Origin of the sequence: Terrabacter lapilli, assembly GCF_039531305.1 — a bacterium.
Classification (GTDB): domain Bacteria; phylum Actinomycetota; class Actinomycetes; order Actinomycetales; family Dermatophilaceae; genus Terrabacter; species Terrabacter lapilli.
This window is the reverse complement of record NZ_BAAAPU010000011.1, coordinates 279,049-297,311: the sequence shown is the minus strand read 5'-3', so window position 1 is coordinate 297,311 and position 18,263 is coordinate 279,049. Positions and strand designations below refer to the sequence as shown.

Genomic DNA, 18,263 nt, shown 5'->3' with positions numbered 1-18,263 from the left:
GGCATACGCTCGGTTTGGGAATGCCTCTGAGACCGTGATAGTTAGTTGAATTGTGAAGCAACTTCGAATCGTCGTCTCCAGCACCCGCCCCGGCCGCATCGGCCCGAAGGTCGCCGAGTGGGTCGCCGCCCAGGCACCCGCCGACGAGTGGGAGGTCGAGCTGCTCGACCTGTCGTCGCTGCCGTTCTTCGACGAGGAGGACATGCCGCGCAACGGCAACTACGCGAAGCCGCACACCAAGGACTGGGCCTCGAAGGTCTTCGAGTCCGACGCGATCGTCGTCGTGACGCCGCAGTACAACCGGAGCTTCCCCGCCCCCATCAAGAACGCGATCGACTACCTCTTCGCCGAGTGGGACGCCAAGCCCATCGCGCTCGTCGGCTACGGCTGGAGCGGGGGGACCGACGCGACGGCCGACCTGACGAAGGTGCTCAACCACGTCAAGGCCGACTTCGTCGGATCGACCGGCCTCGTCTTCACGCAGGACCTCACCCCCTCCGGTGAGCTCGAGGTCACCGAGGAGCGGCGGAGCGAGCTCGCTGCCCTGCTCGACGCGCTCGCCGCGAGGGTCGACGAGCCGGTCAGCGCCACCGCCTGACCGGGGCTTTCTGCGCGAAACCGCACGCTTCGGGCCCCCTGGCTGCCACCATCGGCGCAGGACGCCGATGAGCAGCAGGGGGCACGATGGCGAACGCTTCGCGACGATCCGCGCGGGCGCGGGCACTGCAGACGCTGAGGTCACCGAGGACGTATGCCGTGTGCGCGGCGGTCGCCCTGCTCGCCGGCTGCGGGCGGGTGTCCGCGCTGGAGCCCGGTTCGTCGCACGCCACCACGGGATTCGGTGTCGTCGCGATCGACCCTGGCACCGGCCCAGCCAACCCGCCGACGGCCCGGGTGCCGGCCGACTTCAAGGTCGAGCGGCGGACCTGGGGCGGCATGTGCGCAGGAGGCGCGTGCGGGAGCATGTTGACGGTCGTCGCCGACGGCACCTGGGTCCAAGTCGTCCAGGGCAAGCGGACGACCGGCACCCTGACTCGCAAGCAGGTCGTGGACCTCATGTACAACGTCATGGTCACCCAGGGACGCGTCGACCACGCCCGCAAGGCGCAGCATCCGGCCACCGGCAAGGCCGACTGCGCGGCCGACCACGACGGCACGTCGATGGCGTACGCGTGGACCCTCGCCGGCAGGAGTGACGCCGTCTCCTCCTGCGACCCCCGACGGATGCCGGTCGACGACGTTGCCTTCGAGATGGAGGAGATCGCCGACTCGATCTCTCACTGACGGCTGCTGCCTTCGCACCTGCGCCCGCTGGCCCCGGCACTGCCCCGGGGCTGCGTCCGCACTGCTCGGCGTCAGCCGACGAGTGTCGCCGACCCCTGCCGACGCACTACCGTCAAGGGGTGAGTGAGCCCAGCACCGACCTGCAGACCGCCGAGACGCCCGAGACCGCCGACCCCCCCACGACGAGCGAGTCCGGGGCTGGCGAGGCGGAGACGAGCTTCGCGGACCTCGGGCTCGACGAGAAGGTGCTCAAGGCGCTGCGCGACGTCGGCTACGAGCACCCGTCGCCGATCCAGGCCGCGACCATCCCGGCGCTCCTCGAGGGCCGGCACGTCGTGGGGCTCGCCCAGACCGGCACGGGCAAGACCGCGGCCTTCGCGCTGCCGATCCTCAGCCGGCTGGACCTCAAGCAGAAGAAGCCGCAGGCGCTCGTCCTCGCCCCGACGCGTGAGCTGGCCCTGCAGGTGTGCGAGGCGTTCGAGCGGTATGCCGCCCACCTCCGCGGCGTGCACGTGCTGCCCGTCTACGGCGGGCAGGCCTACGGCGTGCAGCTGAGCGCCCTGCGCCGCGGCGTCCACATCGTCGTCGGCACCCCCGGGCGCATCATGGACCACCTCGAGAAGGGCACGCTCGACCTGAGCGAGCTGCGCTTCCTCGTGCTCGACGAGGCCGACGAGATGCTCAAGATGGGCTTCGCCGAGGACGTCGAGACGATCCTGGCCGACACCCCGGACGACAAGCACGTGGCTCTCTTCTCGGCGACGATGCCCTCGCAGATCCGGCGCATCTCGAAGAAGTACCTCCACGACCCCGTCGAGATCACCGTCAAGTCCAAGACGTCGACGGCGCCGAACATCACGCAGCGCTACCTCACGGTGAGCTATCCGCAGAAGGTCGACGCCCTGACTCGCATCCTCGAGGTCGAGAACTTCGAGGGCATGATCGTCTTCGTCCGGACCAAGAACGAGACCGAGACGCTGGCGGAGAAGCTTCGGGCGCGGGGCTTCTCGGCGATGGCGATCAACGGCGACATCGCCCAGAACCAGCGCGAGCGCACCGTCGACCAGCTGAAGTCCGGCAAGCTCGACATCCTCGTCGCGACCGACGTCGCCGCTCGTGGGCTCGACGTCGAGCGGATCAGCCACGTCGTCAACTACGACATCCCGACCGACACCGAGTCCTACGTCCACCGCATCGGGCGCACCGGTCGGGCCGGGCGCAGCGGTGACGCGATCTCCTTCGTGACGCCGCGCGAGCGCCACCTGCTCAAGGCGATCGAGAGGGCCACCCGCCAGTCGCTGGTGCCGATGACGATGCCGAGCGTCGAGGACATCAACGCCACCCGGCTCTCCCGCTTCGACGACGCCATCACCGCGGCGCTGTCGGGCGACAAGATCGACGTCTTCCGCGACGTCATCGCCCACTACGTCAACGAGCACAACGTGCCCGAGGCCGACGTCGCGGCGGCGCTGGCGGTGGTGCTCCAGGGCGACCAGCCGATGCTGCTCGATCCCGAAGCCGAGCGTCCCGCACGGACGTTCGACGACCGCGGTCCGCGGGAGCGCCGCGACGACCGCGACTCCCGTGGACGCGGCGACCGGCGCGACGGAGGCCCCCGGGGCGACCGCGACGGGCGTGGCCGGCGCGGCTCTTCGTCCGGACCGCTGGTCGGCTACCGCATCGCGGTCGGACGGCGGCACAGGGTCGAGCCGCGGCAGATCGTTGGCGCCCTCGCCAACGAGGGGGGCCTCGGTCGCCAGGACTTCGGCCACATCGACATCCGCGCCGACCACTCGATCGTCGAGCTGCCGGCGACGTTGCCTCCTGGAACCTTCGAGAAGCTGCGCTCAACCCGCATCTCGGGTCAGCTGATCGAGCTCACCAAGGACGACGGCCCGCGATCTGGCGGTGGGCACAGCCGACCCAAGCAGCGCCGCGACTGACCCGCGAGCGGGGCATAAGGCATACGGCACATGCCGCCCGGCTCAGTGCCGCAAACCCACCGACATGTTGATGATCGCGCGGACGCAGGACTCGTTTATGGGTGCAGATTCTGCCGGCGGCCAATGGGAGTGGAGGCTGTAGGAACGACAGGGCGTCAAGCCGACCTCACCACCCGTCACCGTAAGCTCCGGTGGCCCACGAAAATGCACGTCGCTCCAGCCAGCGGTTTTTCCGGCCAGTGCACTGAGGCAAGTGCGCCGGCATGACCGCTCCCACTACACCCGCCGGGAGTGCGCAGGCGCGAGCCGCCCACCCATTTGCTCGAGACGAACCAGGGCTACGTGGCCTCATGACCGGATCGCTAAGTCAGGGCAGGCCGCATGTCCGTAGGCTGTGGGAGCGAGCCGCCCACTCGTTCACCGTCGGCCAGGTCAGTCAACTCGTGCGCGGTTCGATCATTTGGGTGACGGACAGCAGCCTTTCCGGCACGCTGGTCATCGTGACGGGGGACATGGGATGGTCGCAGCTCGATAGCCGTGACAACGCGCTGAACACAATCCGTCTCGCGCTTGCTGCCACCGTCGTGCTGGCTCACTCGTGGCAGTTCGTTCATGGCTACAACTGGCCGCCGTTGTCCTACGCATCCGGGGTCGCCGTCGACGGGTTCTTCGTCCTTTCCGGCTTCCTTATCGCGGGCAGCCGCATGAAGGTCACGCTGGCCACCTTCCTCCTGCGCCGGGCACTGCGCATTCTGCCAGGCTTCTGGGCAGTGCTCCTTGTGACGGCGTTCTGCGTCGCCCCGCTGGTCGCGGCTGTACAAGGCGCTGGCTTCGATTGGTGGTCCGCCGCGGGCTACGTAACCCGTAACGCGGCGCTCGCCATTCACCAGCCGGACATTTCCGGGCTGGCGGCATCGGCTCCCGTGCCCATTTGGAACAGTTCGCTGTGGACGCTGATCTGGGAGGGCGCGGCGTACCTGATGGCTGGCGTGCTGCTCTGGCGTGAAGAGTGGCGACGCAGCGGCTCATGGATGCTGCTTGGTGGCCTGACATTCGTTCTCATCACGTGGTTTAGCGCTGAGTTAGGCGGGGGGCAGGGGAGGCCGCTGACGCTCCTCGCCTTCTTCGCGGGCGGCATGGCGCTGCGGTTCGAGAGCCACCGACTCCCCCTCCGAAAAGACATTGCCGCAGCCTCCGCGGCGACCCTTGCTTGCACCTTTACCTTGGGCAGTGCCGTCGCCTATGCCATCGTCGGGCCTGTGAGCGTTGGCTACCTGCTCCTGTGGATCGCAGTCCGCGTCCCCTTGCGACTTGGGGCACGTAACGACATCTCCTATGGCATCTACATCTATGCCGCCCCTCTGCAGATGGCCGCGGTGACCCTCGGCTGGGCCAAGGCCCTCGGGCCGATCGCATTTGCCGGTATCTCACTGGCATCCGTGGTTCCGGCGGCCTGGGCATCCTGGGTGTTCGTAGAGCGACCAGCGATGAGGCTGGCCGGACGAAAGGCAGGCACGCGGCGGTTCTGCCTGAACCCGGACCTTAACGTCGGCGGAAAACAAGAGGTCCCTGCCGAGCAACGAAAAGTACCTCCGCCACCGGCAGTGCACTCGAGTCAGGCGCTGCCGTGGTTGTACTGAGAAGAACAGGGCGACGCGCTGTGGGGAGGTAGCCGTCTCCACGACGACGCCAGAACATCTCCAGCTCGACGAGCGGGCAGGGACGACGGACGGCAGGCCCGTCGACGAGGCCCGTACAGGCGGGTGGCCATACTGCCCAGCCAGCCCATCGCTGTGACTCTACGACCTCGTGCGCGTGCCGGGCGCAAAAACCCCTTCAGCCAGGGAAGTGCGCCCATTGGAAACCCCCAAGGCACACGCGAACCAATCAAGGGATACCGCTCGATGATTTCCTACTAACTACCCGTTATCCCTCGCTGACACGGCCCTTCGATCACAATGAAACGCATGAGCATCAGGGGTGGCCAACGGGCGAGAGCTGCCACTGGCACGCTCCGCGAACTAGCACTGCGTAAGCCGGTGCTGGTCATGCTGTGGCTTGCCGGCTTGTACCTCCTTTACGTGACAGTGGAGTACTACTTGGCACGGGATCGTTTGGGCGGCGATGCTCATGCCTACTGGTTGACAGGCCAGCCGTGGTACACGCCGTACACGATCGCACCTAACCACAATGACGCCTACCTCTACTCGCCCGCCTTCGCGCAGCTCATCCGCCCCGCGACGTGGTTGCCGTGGCCGGTGTTCTTGGCGCTGTGGATGAGCGCTGAAACCGGCGCCTTCCTGTGGCTACTGCGGCCACTGGGCTGGCGGCTTGCGTTGCCCCTCGTGCTCTGGTGCGCTCCTGAGATCGTCATCGGTAACGTCCTCGGCTTCCTCGGCATCGCCGTTGTCGCCAGCTTCACCCGACCGTGGAGTTGGTCCGCAATGGTCTTGACCAAACCGGTTCTCGCAGTGGGCGCAGTATGGTTTCTCGTTAAGCGTGAATGGCAATCATTCGCCGTCTCGATTGGGCTGGCTGTCCTCGTGACGGGCGCCTCCGTGGCCCTGGACCCGGCCGGCTGGAGTCGCTGGCTCCAGTTCCTAACGACACATGCCACCGACAGCCAGGGAAGTCTTTTGGTTCGCGCAGCCACGGCACTGGCAATCGTCATCTGCGCCGCTTTGGCTGGTCGGAGGTGGATGGTGCCGTTCGCCCTCCTGGTAGCCACGCCGGTCTTTGCCGGCGCCCCGTCGCTGACCATACTGGCCGCCGTGCCTCGCCTCGTCACGCTCCGTGATCGGGCCGGCGACGACGCTTCGACCGGTGGGGTGCTGGAAGCAGGTGACGCGTCTTCACCAGGCAGCGCTTCAGCCGGCGGCGCTCGAACCGAGGCCTTCGGAGGCTCCCGCGGACGATCGCACCGGATCGGGGATGAGTGCTCGTAAGCGCAGGACGGGCGTTCGACGAGGAATGCCGCAGGTGCCGGGCACGGCGAGGATGACGGAGGCAACCACATACGCATCCGGGCCCTGCTTCAGAGAAGTGCCATACTCACCTGAACCGGGTGCTCTCATCGTCGAGCGGGTTCGTCGCATGAGGCACACACCGTCTCCTTACCTCAACGGGCCTCTGTAATGGCCCGACCGCTGCAGGGCTTTCGCTCGTAGACCACCCCCCAATGCGTCTCGGCGACGCGGCAGAAGTCGGCGGCGACGGCGCGATTCGCCTCGTCGGAGCCGCGGTTCAGATGGGGGTAGAGCTGCTGCATGAGGCCGTCAGGCATCCGGGTCAGGAGCAGCACGTCGGCCTTCTCGATGTCCTGCGCGAGTCCGGAGCCGGCGCGCTCGGAGACACCCACGGCGAGCTCGAGGTAGTAGGCGCGGGGCGCGAGCTCCGGCGTCAGGTAGTAGACGAAGATTCGCGACAACGACACAGTGCTCATGTCGGTGGAGCCCACGAAGAGCGTGCCCTCGGGTGGCGCGCTCGCCAGCAGCTGCGACCTCGTCGCCATGAGGTCCGGCACCTCCGACTTCGCGACGATCGCTGACCTGTCGCCGAACTGGACGTGCGCCGTCTGCGCCGACGGCCTCAGCACCATCGCAGCGAGGGCGCCGATGAAGGCGACCGTCATTGCCATCAGCATCATCCGGCGCCTGCGCAGGTACTCCGCAGACATGGGCGCGGACGCGAGACCGACCACGAGCAGCGGCACACTGACACAGAGCGTGTAGATGGCATGCTCAGGGTCCAGGCGCTGCAGTGTCTGGGGCAGGATGCCGACAGCGAGCAGGGCATGACCCACGGCGGCACGCGTTCGCCTCTGCCAAGCGAACCAGACGAGCGTCGCGGTGACCCCCAGCACGGAGGTGAGGATGGCAAGAGAGCGGCCCGGGTTGTCCAGCAGACTCAGGGCGCCGTTCACTCCCGCCCGTCCGGGACCGATGTTCCACCACATTCGCGGTCCTGCCTGCAGGCAGAAGCCGAGCAGGGGCACGAGGCCGATGCCCAGCCCGGTCGCCATCCAGCGCCAGGTGGACGACCTCCACAGGTAAGCCGCCAGCACGAGCAGGACAACGACGAGCAGCTCCGGACGGAAGGCGGGACCCAGGCCCGCCACCACGCCGGCCCACACGCTCGCCCGAACGCTGCCGCGCTGCGCGAGCGCCAACGAGTTGACCATGCATGCCATGGCTCCCAGCCAGGCGTAGGGCACCGTGCCCAACGGGGCAAGCAGGATCAGGCTTGTGCCTCCAGCCATCAGGGCGGTCGCCCGGTCACGCGAGCGGCCGATGCCGTAGCAGCCGATCGCGATGGCGACGTGGAGGGCAAGGCCGAGAGCGCGCTCCACCTCGAGCGAGCTCCCGAACATGCTGAAGAGGCCGGCCAACATGTAGAACGGCGCAGGCCCGTAGACGGTGAAGAAGTCACGGTGGGGAACGAACCCGGCCTTGACCTGCTCGGCATAGACGAGGAGCACCGACTCGTCGAGCGACGTGAGCGGCCACCCGAAGGAGGGCCATGCGAGCAGGGTCGCAGCGACAGCCAGGGCTGCGATGTCGACGACCACGATCCGACGGCCCATCGCGTTCGGAGCCATCGGCCCCGTGACCCGGTGGGCACGCAGAGCTGCCGACCCAGGCACCCCCCTGACCAACATACAGACAGCGTGCCGGACGGCGATGTCACGCTGTAGAAAACGTGAAAAAGACTGCCATCAAAGGCAATTCGCATTTGGACAAAACGTCTGAATTGGTCCCAAAGCGGCCTCAGGCCTGCGCTGGTCGTCCGCCTGATCGCAGCCTCGGCAGAGCCGCCAACAGCACGAGCACGCCACTGGACCAGAGCGGCATCGCCAGGACCATGGCGACGGCAACCGCGCCCCGCCAGCCGCGGAGCGCTCCCCAGACCACCACGCCGACAGCCAGCACCAGCCGCAGAGCGAGCGGCGGGTAGTGGGCCTGTGTGGGCGGTGTCGGCGAACCGAGAACGAAGTCCCACCACTGAATCCACAGCGCTGGTGAGATGGCGATCGAGACCAGCACCACGAGCACCGTTCCCAGCACCGCGACGGCCGCGCTTCGCCACTCGCGACGGACGGCAAACCAGATGGGACCGAGCCCCGGCGTGATCTTCGTCAGCAGCGGGAACGCCCAGGCTGACGGTCGCCGCATGCCGATCACCGCAGCCACCGCGAGGAACGCCTCGATGTTGCCGATGAGAAGAGCGGGCGGCGCAGCGTAGGCGAGCACGAGCCACCGCCACCGGGACGGCAGCGGCCAGAGGAGCCAGGCGAGGGCCCCCGCGAGCAGGGCCGACCAGACGGTCAGGAAGACCGGCCACGGCAGCAGCGTCAGCGGGTAGATGGCCTGCGCGAAGGCCGGGGAGTAGTTGAACGCGTCGGGCGACCCCGGCGGCAACGCATACGGCCCGCTCCTCCAGACGTTCCAGTACGCGTGCGCCGAGTCGGTGCCGAAGCTCGCCAGCCTGCTCCCGAAGAGGATCCAGAGGGTCGGCGGCAGGGCGACCCAGAGCGCCGCGCGGCCCACGTCGGCGATCGTGCGCTCGCCGGGTGCATCCGAGCGCGACTGCCCTGCAGCCTGACTGGTATCGACGCGACCATCGGGGCGGCTCGCGGCCGCCCTTCTTCCGTCCGTCACCGCGCCGCCTTCAGCAGCACATAGCCTCCGGACTCCGCCACGACCTGCCACTCCCCCGAGGCGCGCATCCGCGGGACGACCGGGGCGCTCGTCGGCAGGACGGCATGCGTGCAGCCCGTTCGCTGTGGGTAGCTCTCCCACCCAGCGTCGGCCGCGACGAAGCCGAGGTAGGCATGGATGTGCTCGACGCTGTAGAGTTCGACCCGCGTGTCCATCGTCGGCCGCAGCCCAGGATGCTGCAACAGGAGCCAGCCACCGTCGACCTGGTCGTTGCAGAGGACCGTGCCCTTGGGAAGCGCATCAAGAGTGCGGTCGAGGCCGTTGGGTCCGAGGGCCGGCGTGCCCGCCACCGCCGGGGCAGCGATGCCGACGACGACAAGACTCAGCAGGGCCGTCACACCGACGGCGACGCGTTCGCGCGGGGGGGCCGGTGCCACCGGCCGCCGCATGAGATTCTGCAGTGCTGTCGCAGCCAGCGGTGCGGCGATGACCGCGCCCAGCCCCACCGTGCGGGCCCACGTCAGTGCCAGGGCCAGTGCAGCCACAGCCAGGAGGATCGTCGTCCAGTCCGCCTCTCGACGGCGCAAGAGGTCTACGACCGCGAGGACGACCAGCCCGAGCGCGGCCAGCACGGCCGGGTCGGTGAGGCCGGGCCGCTGCCACTCGCTGATGTAGGCCGTCACTCCCCCGACCTGGAACGGCGAGGTGAAGAGCCTCGGCCCGACAGGGGTCACAGCGGCTGCTGCCGCCGAAAGCGCAGGCACGAGCATCAAGTGAGCGGCGGCCCTCCACGACGCGCGTCGTTCGAGCCACATGCCGACGATCACGACGCCGCCGACCACCGGCCCGACGAACCACATCCCGTGGCTGCAGGCCCAGAGCCACGTGACCGGGACCAGCCACCAGCGGGCGCGGCCGTCCTGGCGAGTGAGCAGCCAGGCGCTTGTCGTCACTGCCGTCAGGGCGAAGGTCACGAGCTGGGGGCGCGGGGAGAGGCTGCCGCTCAGGGCGATGAAGACGAGCGCCAGGAGGAACGCCGTCGGGAGCGCCGCGGCGCGGCGCCGGCAGGACGCATACACACTGAACCCGACGAGGAGCGAGCCGAGACACAGCAGGAAGGCGACACCCGACAGGCCGTATGCCGCGTGGACCCAGTGCATGACGAGCTCGGGGAGCCACTGGTTGAGGATCCAGACCCTCTCCGTGGCAGCCCCGAAGGGGTCGTCGAGGACGAACTGCCCTGTCTGCGAAAGGTGTTCACCCGCGACGACGTGCCAGTACGCATCGGGATCCTTGACAGGACCGAGCGGCTTGAGCGCGTACATCGCGAGCACGAACGGAGGTAGCAGCCAGCCGACCCGCGACGCTGGTGAGATGGCAGGCGCCCGTCCCGTCGCCCGGACGGCCGGGTCGGTGGCGACGGGCACAGCTGTGCTCAGCCGCCGAAGGCCGACATCATGCGGATACCACCCGGGCCGATGATGACGATGAAGAGCGCCGGCAGGATGCAGAACATCAGCGGGAACAGGATCTTGATGGTGACCTTCTGGGCCTTCTCCTCCGCCTTCTGACGGCGGACGAGCCGCATGTTGACGGTCTGCTCGCGCAGCACGCCGGCGATGGGCAGGCCGAGTCGGTCGGCCTGCACGAGGGCGGTGATGAAGTTCTTGACCTCGGGCAGGGTGACGCGGTCACCCATGGCACTGAAGGCCTCCCCGCGCGACTTGCCGATCTGGATCTCCGAGAGCACGCGTGCGAACTCGCCAGAGATGGGGCCGTCGACGTTACGGGCGACCTGCAGGAGGGCTGCGTCGAAGCCCTGCCCCGCCTCGACGCAGACGCTCAGCATGTCGAGCGCGTCAGCAAGACTCTTGCTCGTCTGCTCCTGACGCCGCTGCGCGAGGTTCTTGATGAGCAGGTCGGGCAGGAAGAACAGGGCGGCGCCGCCGATCAGCGCGTAGAGCAGGGCATTCGGCAGCTGGAACTTGCCGTAGAAGGCCCCGAGCACCAAGCCGAGGAGGAGTGCGGCGCCCTTGGCGCCGAGGATGCGCTCCACGGTCCACCCACCCGGATTGCCGGCCTGGTCGAGCATCTTTGTGTAGCGGTCGTCGACGCCCCCCGGGGACAGCGCCCGAGCGAGGCCCTTGGTCTGCTCGAGGATCGGGACCAGGAGCCGGTCTTTCGCCGCGAGCTCGCTTGTGACGACCTCACGCCGCTCGATCTGCTGGTCGATGAGCATGAGCGACCGGGCGACGCCGCGTGGCTCCCCTCCAGTGACGCTCACACTGAGGGCAGCGATCAACAAGGCGACGGCAAACATGCCGGCCGCGACGTAGATGAGATTGATGGTCACGTCACACCTCGATCTGAACGACTTTGCGCATCCACACGATGCCGATTCCGAGCGAAACGAGCCCGAAGCCAGTCATGAAGAGCCCCGGCATCGTGGTCCATAGGAGGCTGACGTAGCCGTAGTTGACCCGCGTCATGTAGAGGAAGATGAAGATCGGCAGCGCGATGAGGATGTAGGCGGAGAGCCGGCCCTCGGCAGAGAGGGTGGCGACCTGGCGGTGCAGCGACTCCCTCTCGCGCAGGGTGCCGGCCGTGGTCCTCAACGTGTCGGCAAGGTTGCCGCCGACCTCGCGCTGGATGCGGATCGCCATGACGGTCCAGTGCATCGACTTGCTCTCCATGCGATCGGCCACCCGCTCGAGGGCGTCGGAGATGTCGGTGCCGATACGGGTCTCGGCCAGGGCTCGGCTGAACTCCTTGCCCGCCGGCTCGGCTGCGTCCCGAGCCACCGCGTCGAGCGACTGGGGCAGGCCGAAGCCGCTGCGGAGGCTGGTGGAGATGAGGAGCAGGATCTGCGGCAGCTGGGCCTCGAACTTCCGGGCTCGGCGGCTTGCCGCGAAGCGCAGGCCGAGCGGCATGAGAAGCAGCCCGAGGACGCCGCCGATGAAGAGGCCGACGAACTTGGCCTCGCCGGCGAACACCATGCCGAGGGCAGCGCCCACGATGACGGCGATGACACGCAGCACGAGCCACTCACCGGCTCGGAAGGGCAGGTCGGCCCGCTCGATCAGAGACATCGTCTTGCTCGTCGACTTGCGGTCCTTCATGACCCGGTCGCCCATGTCGAGCAACTGGGCGGTGATGGTGCTCTGCGCGGCCTTCATCTCCTGCCGCGACAGGGCGACGGTGTCGCCGACGACGTAGGCGCCGATCGCAGCGACCCGACGCTCGCGCTTGGTCTGAAGCGTCGGCGCCAGTGCGGTGCCGATCACGACGAAGAGCGCCAGACCCAGCAGGGCGGCTGCGATGAACGGCGTGCGGCTTGCGACGAGCACCGGTGCCGGACCGACGCCTGCCGCCTGAGCGGGAGCGGGCGTCGCAGGCACCGCGGGTGTCGCCGGCGCCGGCGCGGCGGCACCGAAGTCGATCTGCCGGCTGAATCCGAAACCGGTGGTGCCTGCCATGCCGGTGATCTCGTAGGTGTGCTGGCCGGCAAGCGCCTTCGGGATGGTCGTGGAGAACTGGACCTGCCGACTCAGCGCCTGGGCTGAGGCCTGGAAGGCCGCTGCCGCGCCGGCAGTGTCCTCAGCCGACACGACGCTGCCGCCGTTGACTGCGGCGAAGGACTGTAGTGCCGCAGTTGCCTCTGGGTCGTTGCTCTTGAACCGGACTACATCCACGCGTATGCCGCCGGCCCGAAGCTTGGCCAGCGCGTCCTGTAGCGCCTTGACCTTGTCGCCGGCCATGGTGTCGGCGCCGTCGCTCAGCAGCACGATGCTGCGGTCGCCCGTGCCGCTCAGCACGGCGGCGGCACTCTGCATGCCGGCATAGAGACTCGTGTCACCGCGGGAGTCGAGTCCGTTGATCACGCGCTGCGCGGCTGCCCGGTCGAGAGTCGGGGGCAGGTCGACGCCGGCCGTGTCGGCGAAGGACGCCACGCCCACCTTGACGTCGGCCGGCACCGTGCTGAGGTAGGTGGCGGAAGCCTTGCGCACGGTCGCCATGCCCTGTGCGCCCATCGAACCGCTGGTGTCGATGACGAGCATCGCCCGACGGTCGAGCTTCGCGGCCTGCTTCACGGTGGCCGGGTACTCCTGGCCGTCGACCTTGACCTTGAGCGACGCGGGGTCGACCTGGACGTCGATCTTGCTGCGCAGGGTGATGACGCCGGAGAGGCTCGAGGCCGACCCGCTCGTCGTCGCCTTGACGTTGCTCAGGCCCACCGTGACGTCGAGAGCGGCCACGGCGGTGCCTGGCACGCCGACGAGCCCGACCGCGAGGGCGGACAGGCCGACGGCGATGCGGCGAAGGAGTCTCATCGAGGCATCCGGGAGAAGAGCTGCACCGGGAGTTCGACTCCGACGTCGGCAAGGTCGGACGTGAACTTCGGCCGGATGCCGGTCGGGACCAGGCCGCCGAGGAAGCGGCCGTTCTCGTCGCGGCCGGCGCTGTAGTCGAAGGTGAAGATGTCCTGCAGCGTGATGACGTCGGACTCCATCCCGACGACCTCGGAGATGGCGACGATGCGGCGCGAGCCGTCCTTGAGGCGCGACTGCTGGACGATGAGGTCGACGGCGCCGGCTACCTGCTCGCGGATGGCGCGGACCGGAAGGTCCACACCGGCCATGAGCACCATGGTCTCGAGACGGGCGAGGCTGTCGCGCGGAGAGTTGGCGTGCACGGTGGTGATCGAGCCGTCGTGACCGGTGTTCATGGCCTGGAGCATGTCGAGCGCTGCGCCGTCACGGATCTCACCGACGATGATGCGGTCGGGGCGCATACGCAGGCAGTTCTTGACCAGCTCACGGATGGAGATCAGGCCACGGCCCTCGATGTTGGCCGGGCGGGCCTCGAGCCGGAGCACGTGCTGCTGCTGCAGCTGGAGCTCGGCCGCGTCCTCGATGGTGACGATGCGCTCGTCGTGCGGCAGGAAAGAGCTGATGACGTTGAGCGTCGTGGTCTTTCCCGAGCCGGTGCCGCCGCTGATGATGATGTTGCGGCGGCCCTTGACGCAGGCGTCGAGGAAGTCGCGGACGTTCTCCGTCATCGTCCCGAAGGAGATGAGGTCCTTGTCGGTGAACGGGTCGGCCGAGAACTTACGGATCGTCAGCATCGACCCGTCGAGCGCGATGGGCGGCACGACAGCGTTGACGCGAGAGCCGTCGGGGAGTCGGGCGTCCACCATCGGGCTCGACTCGTCGACGCGACGGCCGACGCGACCGCAAATCTTGTCGATGGTGCGCCGCAGGTGCGTCTCGTCGGAGAAGCGCGCGTCGACGGGAAAGATCTTGCCGCCGCGCTCGATGTAGATGTCGTCCGGGCCGTTGACCATGATCTCAGAGACCTCTGCGTCGCGGAGGTAGGGCTCGAGCGGTCCGTGGCCCAGGATGTCGTCGGAGACGTCCTGGGCGATGCGGGTGCGGTCGGCGTGCGACAGCGGCGTCTGCTCCGAGTCGATGACCTCCTGCAGCGTCGTGCGCACCTGGGAGGCGAGCTCGCTCTCACTGAGGTTCGGGTCGTAGAGCCGCGGTCCGAGCGAGGCGACCAGCGCTTGGTGGACGCGCTCCTTCACACCGGCGAAGGGGTCGACCCCCCTGCGACGCTTGGGCTCGGCGCCGTTGACGATGCGGACCTGGGCGCCGTTGGTGGGTGCCGGCTCCGCGAACTGGTTCGCCTGACGCGCTCGGTCGAGGCGCTCTGCAAGGTTGCTCATCGCTTGCTCCCGAAGAGGCTGAAGGGTCGCTTGGCACCGTTCTGTAGCTCCTCGCCGAAGCGGCGGCGGATCTCATGGTCCGCGAGCTCGCGGATGGCCAGCGACACCGGGTTGCGCGGGTCGTCGAGCACGAGCGCGACACCACGGTTCACTGACGCTGGAACGGTGAGGCTGTTGGGGACATTGGCCGAGATGGGTGCCTTGAGGGCCGCCTCCACGTCGTCCGGCTTGAGCCCGACCTTGGCGTCGGCACGGTTGAGCACGATGGTGCGCGCCTCCTTCGAGGCCCCCAGCGTGTCCAGGGTGTTGATCGCGATGCGGAGGTTCTTCACCGCCGGGATGTCGAGCGTCGCGATCAGGACCGTCAGGTCGCTGACGTCAAACGCGGCGAGCACGTGCTCGGTGAACGACGGCGGCGTGTCGACGAGGACGTAGTCGTACTTCCCGCGAGCGACGCGCAGAAGTTCGATGATCACGTGAGACGGCACGCGGTCGGCGTCAGCCGGGTCGGCAGGCGCGGCGATGACGTCGAGGCCGCTCGCCTCGTGGCGGGTCACCACCGACTGCAGACCCTGGTCGTCGAGGTGGCCGCTCATCGCCACGACGTCACGCACAGAGCCGTGTGGGAGCAGCTGCAAGCTAATGGCGACGTCGCCGAACATCAGGTCGAGGTCGACCAGCAGCGTCTTGGCACCCGTGGAGGCAAGGTAGACAGCAAGATTCGTCGACATCGTCGTCTTGCCGACGCCGCCCTTGGCGCTGAAGACGGTGATGATCTTGCCGTCTTGGCTGCCCACGTTGGTGCCGTGGCCACTCAGCTGCTGAGTGAGAGCCAAGGACCGACGCACTGCGTCGGCGAGGGCCGTCTGGTCATCGGCCTGCACGACCTCGCGAACCCCGCAGCGCAGGGCCTGCGCCAGAGCGGTGACGTCGAGGCGCTGGCGCAACAGGATGACGCCGAGCTCGGGCCGGTCGATGCGCTCCCGCTCGGCCAGTTCGCATGCGGCGTCGAGGTCGATGTCAGGCCCGATGACGACGAGCAGCTGGTCGTGGTCCTCCTCGAGGGCGCGGCTCACTCGCGGCGCCGAGTTGAGCAGGAGGGCGTCTCCGCCGAGGGCGAAGCGGTAGGTGTCGACTGCTGCAGGATCGAAGTCCCAGAGGATCGTCATTGTCCGGTCACCGCGTCTCGGAGCTGGAGGTCCGTGACCTCGAGGGATGTGTCGACCTTGACGTCCGACCCACGAAGGGCGCCGTAGAGCTGACGGTTGTTGATGCCGTGAATGAGCACGGGGGCGTCAGCGGGCTTGATGGCCACGGTCACGAGGTAGCCGCCGCTTGCACCTGCAGCGGTGGCCGGCTGGCCTTCCGCCGGCGGCGCTGCGGCCTGGCCGGCGAGCGGCGCGTCGCCCATGGCGATGACGAGGACGTCCGGCAGCAAGAGGCTGGTGCCGTGAACATCGTTCTCGTTGAGGATCTTCGCCTCGGGAGTGTTGCGAAGATCTTTGATCTTGTACGACTGGTAGAGGGCGATGTGCGAGCCCGGCGTCACGAACTTCCCGACGCGCGCCGGGTCTGACAGCTGCAGCGACACGGCCAGCATGCCGCTCGGCACCTCAATGGCCTTGGTCCCGGCCGGCTGGTTCCCGAAACGCGCGGCCAGGAGGTACTCGCCTGCCGCGACGTCGGTCGTGGCGAGAAGAGCGTTGTTGTCTGCGTTGATCTCCTGGAGGGCGCCAACTGGGACGGCCTTGGAGCTCACGGCTGTCTGCGCGATGAGGCCGGTGCGCTGGGCGTCCTTCAGGGTCGTGCCGGCCGGGATCGGCTGCTGTGCGACCCACACAGCCGCTGGCGACTCGGCCGCGATGGCACGGGCGTCGGCGTTACGCGCATACATGATGACGAGCGCGCCCCCGGTCACGGCAAGCGCAAGCGCCAGCGCGATGGCGAGAATTCGACGGTTCATTAGGAGATCCCCCCAGAAGTGCTTGCGTGAGAGCTTGAGATGGTCAGCCCGCCGGCCCGATGATCTTGATGCCGTAGTTCGGGTTGGTCGGTGTAGGCGGCACGAACGAGCCGGCCGGGATGAGGTCCTGGATGAACCACCCAGATACGCAACGGTCGTCGTTGCCGCTGCCGCAAAGCCCGTATGGCGGCCGGACGCTGTTCTTGCTGCCGTTGGTCAGGCGCCAGCCGCTGAGGTAGAAGGCCGCGAAACCGCCGATGTGGTAATAGGTGTTGTTTCCATTGCCCGACTTGCAGTCGTCGGTGGAGATGGGGTCTCGTCCGGGGTCGCTGCTCATCATGCAGTCGAAGACGGGGACGTAGACGACGGTGCCCTGCAGCGAGTCGAACGAGCTGGAGCTGCAGCCGTTGGCGCCGGTGTCGCCGTGGATCCACGAGTTGTCGGTGACGACGCCCGAGCAGGGACCGGTCAGGCCGTCCAGCCAGGCGAACCCACCGGGGGCCGTGCCGCCGGGGCTCGAGGTGTCACAGGTCGTGGGGTTGCCCTTGGCGTAGATGGCGTCCTCGAACGAGGGCCAGTCCGGCCGGCTGTCGGTGTTGGAGTAGCCCGGCGCTGCCCCGTCGGGAGCCGGCGGGTAGTTGGTCGAGGACGGCCATCCGGTCTGGTGGGCCCAGTCGCACTCCGACATGGCGAGGGGGAGCACGTTCACCTGCGAGGGATTTCCCGGCCCCCAGGCGGAGCGCGCACACGCTGGGACTGGCCGGGTGTTCGATGACCCGAGCGCCGCCCCGAAGGGCGTGCTGGCTGAGGTGCGGGTGCGGACCTCCACGTAGGGATAGGCCGCCATCGTCGTGGTCACCGGCAGACAGGAACCCAGGTCGCTGCTGGTGCTGGTAGCCGTACACAGGTCCGGCGCCGAAGCCAGTGACGGCATGGAGGCCCGGCCGATCGCGTTCATGCAAACGGAGGTCACGGTCGAGCCTGCGGCATTGGCCGTGGCCAGCGAGGTGAGCGCCGTGGCAGCTGCGGCCGAGGTTGTGCAGACGGCCGTGTTCTGCTCGACGCACGCCTGCGCAAGGGCGTTGGCGCTCGCGTCGGCGGCGTTCTGGACGGATCGCCGTTGGTAGGTGACGGACCCGACGTCGGCGCTGATCGCGAGCATGCCGATCACGACACCGAACGAGACGAGCACGGTCACGATGGTCGCCACGGCGCCGCGGTCACGGCGCGAGCTGTACTGGAGTCGGGTCAGCCACCGCATTGCATGACTCCCGTCGCACTCAGGTTGGTCGGGCCGGCCCAGGTCGGGCCGAAGAGCCGCATCGCAGGGCCGAGCACGATCCACTGGAACGGCCGGGAAACCGCGACCGTGGCCTTGACCGAGGCGTTGCCTGACGGACAGTACGTCGACGTCACGGTGGCGTCCGAGATGCCAGGAAGGGCCGCGGAGACTCGTGCGGCGACTTCCGTACTCGGGGCGGGCGTGGATCCCAGTGGTAGGACCACTGCTGCACGAGCGCCTTCACGTGCGGCGTTCGCGAGCTCGATCTGGGCGAAGAACGCTCGACCGAAGTCGACGATCCCCGCGATGACGAGAAAGAGAACGGGAAGGACGATTGCAAGCTCGACCGCGGCGGCGCCACGTTCAGTCCTGGCCATGCGAAACCCCCTCCCCGAACCAAAGTCATGAT

At 68.1% G+C, this 18,263-nt stretch carries 15 protein-coding genes; 5 read left to right on the top strand and 10 right to left on the bottom strand.

Annotation, left to right across the window (positions count from 1 at the left end):
• Positions 1-52: 52 nt before the first annotated feature.
• The 5 genes from ABD241_RS18930 to ABD241_RS18910 all read left to right on the top strand — a co-directional run bounded on the left by ABD241_RS18930 (position 53) and on the right by ABD241_RS18910 (position 6,172).
• Positions 53-598 carry an NADPH-dependent FMN reductase gene (locus ABD241_RS18930; protein WP_344066451.1) on the top strand — a complete coding sequence of 182 codons (546 nt, stop codon included), beginning with the start codon at positions 53-55 and terminating at the stop codon, positions 596-598.
• A gap of 86 nt (positions 599-684) precedes the next feature.
• Entirely contained in the window at positions 685-1,284 is a 600-nt protein-coding gene (locus ABD241_RS18925; protein ID WP_344066448.1) for a hypothetical protein, read from the top strand.
• Between the two features lie 119 nt (positions 1,285-1,403).
• Positions 1,404-3,227 carry a DEAD/DEAH box helicase gene (locus tag ABD241_RS18920; protein WP_344066445.1) on the top strand — a complete coding sequence of 608 codons (1,824 nt, stop codon included), beginning with the start codon at positions 1,404-1,406 and terminating at the stop codon, positions 3,225-3,227.
• A 464-nt stretch (positions 3,228-3,691) separates the two neighbouring features.
• Positions 3,692-4,867, top strand: a complete 1,176-nt coding sequence (locus ABD241_RS18915) for an acyltransferase family protein (protein WP_344066442.1) — start codon at positions 3,692-3,694, stop codon at positions 4,865-4,867.
• Positions 4,868-5,194: 327 nt separating this feature from the next.
• Positions 5,195-6,172: a glycosyltransferase family 87 protein gene (locus ABD241_RS18910; RefSeq protein WP_344066439.1), complete on the top strand. Its 978-nt coding sequence runs from the start codon at positions 5,195-5,197 to the stop codon at positions 6,170-6,172.
• 173 nt (positions 6,173-6,345) lie between these two features.
• Here ABD241_RS18910 and ABD241_RS18905 read toward each other — a convergent pair whose 3' ends face one another.
• The 10 genes from ABD241_RS18905 to ABD241_RS18860 form a co-directional block, all read right to left on the bottom strand.
• The gene (locus ABD241_RS18905) at positions 6,346-7,824 is read right to left on the bottom strand and encodes a hypothetical protein (protein ID WP_344066437.1); all 1,479 of its coding nucleotides are present in this window, start codon (positions 7,822-7,824) and stop codon (positions 6,346-6,348) included.
• A 169-nt stretch (positions 7,825-7,993) separates the two neighbouring features.
• Positions 7,994-8,773: a glycosyltransferase 87 family protein gene (locus ABD241_RS18900; protein ID WP_344066434.1), complete on the bottom strand. Its 780-nt coding sequence runs from the start codon at positions 8,771-8,773 to the stop codon at positions 7,994-7,996.
• Positions 8,774-8,880: 107 nt separating this feature from the next.
• Complete coding sequence (locus ABD241_RS18895; RefSeq protein ID WP_344066431.1) at positions 8,881-10,218, bottom strand: hypothetical protein; 1,338 nt, start codon at positions 10,216-10,218, stop codon at positions 8,881-8,883.
• A gap of 101 nt (positions 10,219-10,319) precedes the next feature.
• Positions 10,320-11,237: a type II secretion system F family protein gene (locus ABD241_RS18890; protein WP_344066429.1), complete on the bottom strand. Its 918-nt coding sequence runs from the start codon at positions 11,235-11,237 to the stop codon at positions 10,320-10,322.
• A 1-nt stretch (position 11,238) separates the two neighbouring features.
• Positions 11,239-13,215, bottom strand: coding sequence for a type II secretion system F family protein (locus ABD241_RS18885; protein WP_344066426.1), 1,977 nt, complete (start codon positions 13,213-13,215; stop codon positions 11,239-11,241).
• On the bottom strand, positions 13,212-14,609 hold the full coding sequence (locus tag ABD241_RS18880; RefSeq protein ID WP_344066423.1) for a TadA family conjugal transfer-associated ATPase: 1,398 nt from the start codon (positions 14,607-14,609) through the stop codon (positions 13,212-13,214). Before ABD241_RS18880 ends, ABD241_RS18885 begins: the two co-directional genes overlap by 4 nt.
• The gene (locus tag ABD241_RS18875; RefSeq protein ID WP_344066419.1) at positions 14,606-15,778 is read right to left on the bottom strand and encodes a CpaE/TadZ family protein; all 1,173 of its coding nucleotides are present in this window, start codon (positions 15,776-15,778) and stop codon (positions 14,606-14,608) included. The genes ABD241_RS18880 and ABD241_RS18875 overlap by 4 nt, the downstream gene beginning before the upstream one ends.
• Positions 15,775-16,572, bottom strand: coding sequence for a Flp pilus assembly protein CpaB (cpaB, locus tag ABD241_RS18870; protein ID WP_344066416.1), 798 nt, complete (start codon positions 16,570-16,572; stop codon positions 15,775-15,777). Before cpaB ends, ABD241_RS18875 begins: the two co-directional genes overlap by 4 nt.
• 43 nt (positions 16,573-16,615) lie before the next feature.
• Positions 16,616-17,833 carry a hypothetical protein gene (locus ABD241_RS18865; protein WP_344066413.1) on the bottom strand — a complete coding sequence of 406 codons (1,218 nt, stop codon included), beginning with the start codon at positions 17,831-17,833 and terminating at the stop codon, positions 16,616-16,618.
• The gene (locus ABD241_RS18860; protein ID WP_344066409.1) at positions 17,821-18,231 is read right to left on the bottom strand and encodes a TadE/TadG family type IV pilus assembly protein; all 411 of its coding nucleotides are present in this window, start codon (positions 18,229-18,231) and stop codon (positions 17,821-17,823) included. Before ABD241_RS18860 ends, ABD241_RS18865 begins: the two co-directional genes overlap by 13 nt.
• Between the last annotated feature and the right edge of the window lie 32 nt (positions 18,232-18,263).